The 3,922-nt window shown below is 38.9% G+C and carries 5 protein-coding genes and 1 pseudogene; 4 read left to right on the plus strand and 2 right to left on the minus strand.

The window, feature by feature from the left end; translation table 11 throughout:
• The 4 genes and pseudogenes from BTHERMOSOX_RS09575 to BTHERMOSOX_RS09590 form a co-directional block, all read left to right on the plus strand.
• Positions 1-623, plus strand: a 623-nt coding sequence (locus BTHERMOSOX_RS09575; RefSeq protein ID WP_171004726.1) for an IS91 family transposase, incomplete at its 5' end; no start/stop codon positions are given.
• 431 nt (positions 624-1,054) lie between these two features.
• The gene (locus tag BTHERMOSOX_RS09580; RefSeq protein WP_138120914.1) at positions 1,055-1,501 is read left to right on the plus strand and encodes a DUF4902 domain-containing protein; all 447 of its coding nucleotides are present in this window, start codon (positions 1,055-1,057) and stop codon (positions 1,499-1,501) included.
• A gap of 77 nt (positions 1,502-1,578) precedes the next feature.
• The gene (locus BTHERMOSOX_RS09585) at positions 1,579-2,139 is read left to right on the plus strand and encodes an acyl-homoserine-lactone synthase (protein ID WP_138120916.1); all 561 of its coding nucleotides are present in this window, start codon (positions 1,579-1,581) and stop codon (positions 2,137-2,139) included.
• Between the two features lie 228 nt (positions 2,140-2,367).
• Positions 2,368-2,760, plus strand: a pseudogene (locus BTHERMOSOX_RS09590) (IS110 family RNA-guided transposase); the annotation flags it as partial.
• A 715-nt stretch (positions 2,761-3,475) separates the two neighbouring features.
• Here the strand turns inward: BTHERMOSOX_RS09590 and BTHERMOSOX_RS09595 are convergent.
• Both BTHERMOSOX_RS09595 and BTHERMOSOX_RS09600 read right to left on the minus strand, forming a co-directional pair.
• On the minus strand, positions 3,476-3,670 hold the full coding sequence (locus BTHERMOSOX_RS09595) for a hypothetical protein (protein WP_138120918.1): 195 nt from the start codon (positions 3,668-3,670) through the stop codon (positions 3,476-3,478).
• Positions 3,651-3,922: hypothetical protein (locus tag BTHERMOSOX_RS09600; RefSeq protein WP_212744649.1), on the minus strand; the 272-nt coding region annotated here is incomplete at its 5' end. The genes BTHERMOSOX_RS09600 and BTHERMOSOX_RS09595, both read right to left, overlap by 20 nt.

Consider the following 3,922-nt stretch of genomic DNA (forward strand, 5'->3'; position numbering starts at 1 on the left):
TAAAGGATCATCCGCATATTCATGTGGTCATGCCGGCGGCAATCGTGGACAAGACCAATAAGCTTTGGCGTACTAAAGAGGGAAAATACCTGTTTAATCATAAAGCACTGGCGAAAGTCTTTCGCGCTAAAATGCTGACACGCATGAGCGAAGAGAAACTTCCTTTTCCTGCGAAGATTCCGGGAAAATGGGTAGTGGATTGCAAGTTTGTCGGTGCTGGCGATAAAGCCCTGATTTATCTGGGTCGATACCTTTACCGTGGCGTTATTCGTGAAAAGGATATTTTATCCTGCCAGAATGGCAAAGTGACGTATCGTTATCAAGACAGCAAAACCAAACGTTATCGAACCAAAACGCTTTCAGGAGCTGATTTTTTATGGTTAGTACTGCAACATGTTTTACCTAAAGGCTTTCGCCGTGCACGGAACTTCGGTTTTTTGCACCCCAATAGCAAAAGGGTGATTAAACTGATCCATACCCTGCTAAAGTTTGATCCGACGAAGATATTAAGCAGACTTAAAGTACGACCACAATTCAGTTGCAAATGTTGTGGCGGTGTAATGATCGTGGGGCGTAGGAGAATCCCCAGAGTGGAAGTGACCTTTCAGCCTGTGCCGACTTAAATGCTGGAACCACTAAAGGTTATGTAAATTCACACTCCTTCGCCCAGACAAGCAGCGCATAAGGCGCTGAGGGAGTTGTTTGGGCTAAAATCGGGGATTAAAGCATAAAAAATGCCCCGATACTTGAACTTTAGGAGTTGACTGCAATGGGCAACGCTCAAGGTTCAATTAAGTTGTAAAAACGAAGTCTGATTAATCAATCGAGCTAATCAGCAAAAAGCTATTTTCATAGAAACGATTTAACAGACTTCCTACTAACGGGCCGGGCTTGTCCAACAAACGGTTCAGATTGTGGCTCGCTTCGCGATCACAATCTAACCTTGTTCGTTATGAATAAAATAGAAACTGTTTAGCAAGCTGTCAATATTAACAACTATTAAGTTGGTGCTAAATTGTATATCATCCTAACTTTTATTTTTTAATATAAAACAATGGGTATAAAAAAGATAAGAGTGATCAATAATACCACTCTTTCTCGAATAATAACAATTCATTCCGATGGTTACATACGACTAACTTTTGAAGAGTTAAAACAAATTCCACTTGTGCATTTAATATCTTCTCTTGATGATAATTTCAATGAGTTATCACAAAAAACCGAAAACGTTAACTTTTCTGAAGTTACGGGATACACAGAATGGGGTAGCAAAACTAGTCCTGCTATTAGTATTGGGTGGGACTGGATAATAAATGTCTCTACAACCACAGGTAGTTACTATAAAAGAAATGCTCAGCCAAGAAGCAATTTAATGCTAATTACTACTAAAAATTGTGACATTGGTTCTTCTAAGACTAATTTATTGATTGAAAAATTGATTGATAAAGTAGTTTGGAGTGATGAAGTAAAGCATCATATAAGAATGCAATATATATCATAACCTGTCATTACTATCAGCTATTATCAGCTAAAAAAATAAATAAAAATACCTCATAAATCAATATTTTAGGAGGTTGTGTGAACGTTATAACAGGAAAAAAGAAAGAACTCCCCAAAGGTATATATGCGGATATTTCAAAATATCGTTATGGGGTATTTGTGAAAAAACTTGGTTGGGATCTTTCAACGTTCAATGGCGAGGAACAAGACCAGTTTGATAATTCTGACGCAATCTACGTTGTATCACGTGATAATCAAGGAAATGTTTTAGGGTGTGGCCGTCTTCTCCCCACTACTCAGCCTTACCTTCTTAAAGATGTTTTTCCTCAACTCCTTAATGGAATGACGCCACCCAATTCACCTGATGTTTGGGAGTTATCGCGTTTTTCTACAGCGGACTTTAATGTAAAAAAAACGGGCTCACGAAGACAGCATCCTTCTCCTGAAACAGTAAAATTACTTCATAAATGCCTTTCTGTTGCTGCTTCACAGGGGGCAAAACGTATTGTCACAGTATCTCCTATTGGGGTGGAGAAATTACTAATACGAGCGGGGTTTAATGCACACAGAACTGGGCCTCCAATAATCATTGATGGGTATTCACTTTTTGCGTGTTGGATTGAAATTGAAAACCAGTAAGTTAACTTTAATATAATATTATTAATGCAGTTTATTTTATTTACTTACTTTGATTCAATTATTAAGAATTTTTATCTAATTTATAATTTATGGGGGCTATATGAAAATAGGAACACTTGGACAAGCTGGAACCAATTCTGAGCTAGCAGCAAACTCGTACATACAAAAATTTGGGAAGGAATAGAGGCTGTGGAAGTCAAGTTGAAAGTAATCAGCGAGCAAAATGAAGACTGTAAACGACTGCTTACCATTCCAGGTATTGGACTGTTAACGGCAACTGCTTTGATAGCCGCGATAGGTGATATATCGGTATTCAAAAGTGGACGTGAACTTTCCGCTTGGCTAGGGTTAGTTCCACGCCAGCATTCCACGGGTGGAAAACAGAACTTACTCGGCATCAGTAAACGGGGAGATACTTATTTGCGTACCTTGTTAATTCATGGAGGACGGTCGGTGGTCAGAGTTGCCCACAAACATCAAGATAAGCGGAATCAATGGATTGGAGAGATTAAACAAAGGCGTGGAGAAAATATTTCCAATGTTGCCGTTGCCAATAAGAACGCACGGATTGTGTGGGCGCTGTTAACCAAAAAGCAAGATTATTGTGCAATAGGCGCATAAAGTGAAAAGAGCACAATTTAAGCATTCAACAGGGGCTTCGCCCCTAGCCATGCGGCTTACCCCACCCTCGTCGGGAGGCAGGAGTCAGAAAAAGCCTGACTTCTGCTCAGCAGGGTATTTCTGGTTTTGCGGCTGTCAAGGACTACTCGGCACAAGTGCCTGCGTTCCTCCTTGACAGCCGCAAAACCAGAAACGAACTAGAAAACAAAAAGACTATAACGATTACAACAAATTGCGTGGATAAAATTGAAGTGATGGCATAAAAGATAACATCTGCATTCCAGAGAACCTGACGGGGTCACGGGCTCATTAGAAGCCGAAGACTTGATGAGGTTGGAATGTGCGAATTCCATCAGGGCCCGAGATGACAAAATATCTCACTCCAAGGCCGGATATATGGAAGCAATATTTCTTTATGTTTCATGAATATTTTACTTGCAATACGGGGTGGACCATATATGATCCCGCCAGCTTTTAGCAGCGTTTAATGCCTTCCCTTTGCCACCCCAAGGCTTCCATGAAAACAATCGGCTTCTTTCCTTTCCATCCCTTACAATCCTGACTTGATAAGCCCCTTTCCATGGGATATTAATATTCAGCATGTTTTTAGGTTGTGTGTAGCTGGTCAAGTGTAATCCTCGCGTTGTTATAAGCACCTATGTAAAATTAATTTAACCTTTTATGAAAACTCAATTTTGTAGGTTATTCCAGTCCACTATTTTAAATCAAGGTCGCTATCAATCGTCAACATGTTTTTCCACGGGTGAAAAATAACTTCTATTAGTATGCCTGCTGAGATAATTACAAAACCAGCTACAAGGTCGGAATACGAGCTTTGATTTGCAAGAAAAAAACACCCGGATAATAAAAATAAAGTCACAGCTAAAGCTTTAATTGTATTTTTTTTCATTCTTAAATATCTCCTTCTGTCCAACTATTAGTTTATTTATCGAATTGTTTAAAATAGAGTTATCATTTGATAAATCATGAATTCCTATTGCAAGCCCAAATACAGTACCTATTATTCCTATAATTACTAAAGTTTTGGGGTTCAAAAAAACCAAAAAATAACCACAACCTATTGAAATCAAAATAAAAAAGACCATCAATAATGGTATAATATTGCCTGTACCACCAACCAATATTAACCAAAAAAGAGGCC

This window comes from Bathymodiolus heckerae thiotrophic gill symbiont (assembly GCF_900128515.1).
GTDB lineage: Bacteria > Pseudomonadota > Gammaproteobacteria > PS1 > Pseudothioglobaceae > Thioglobus_A.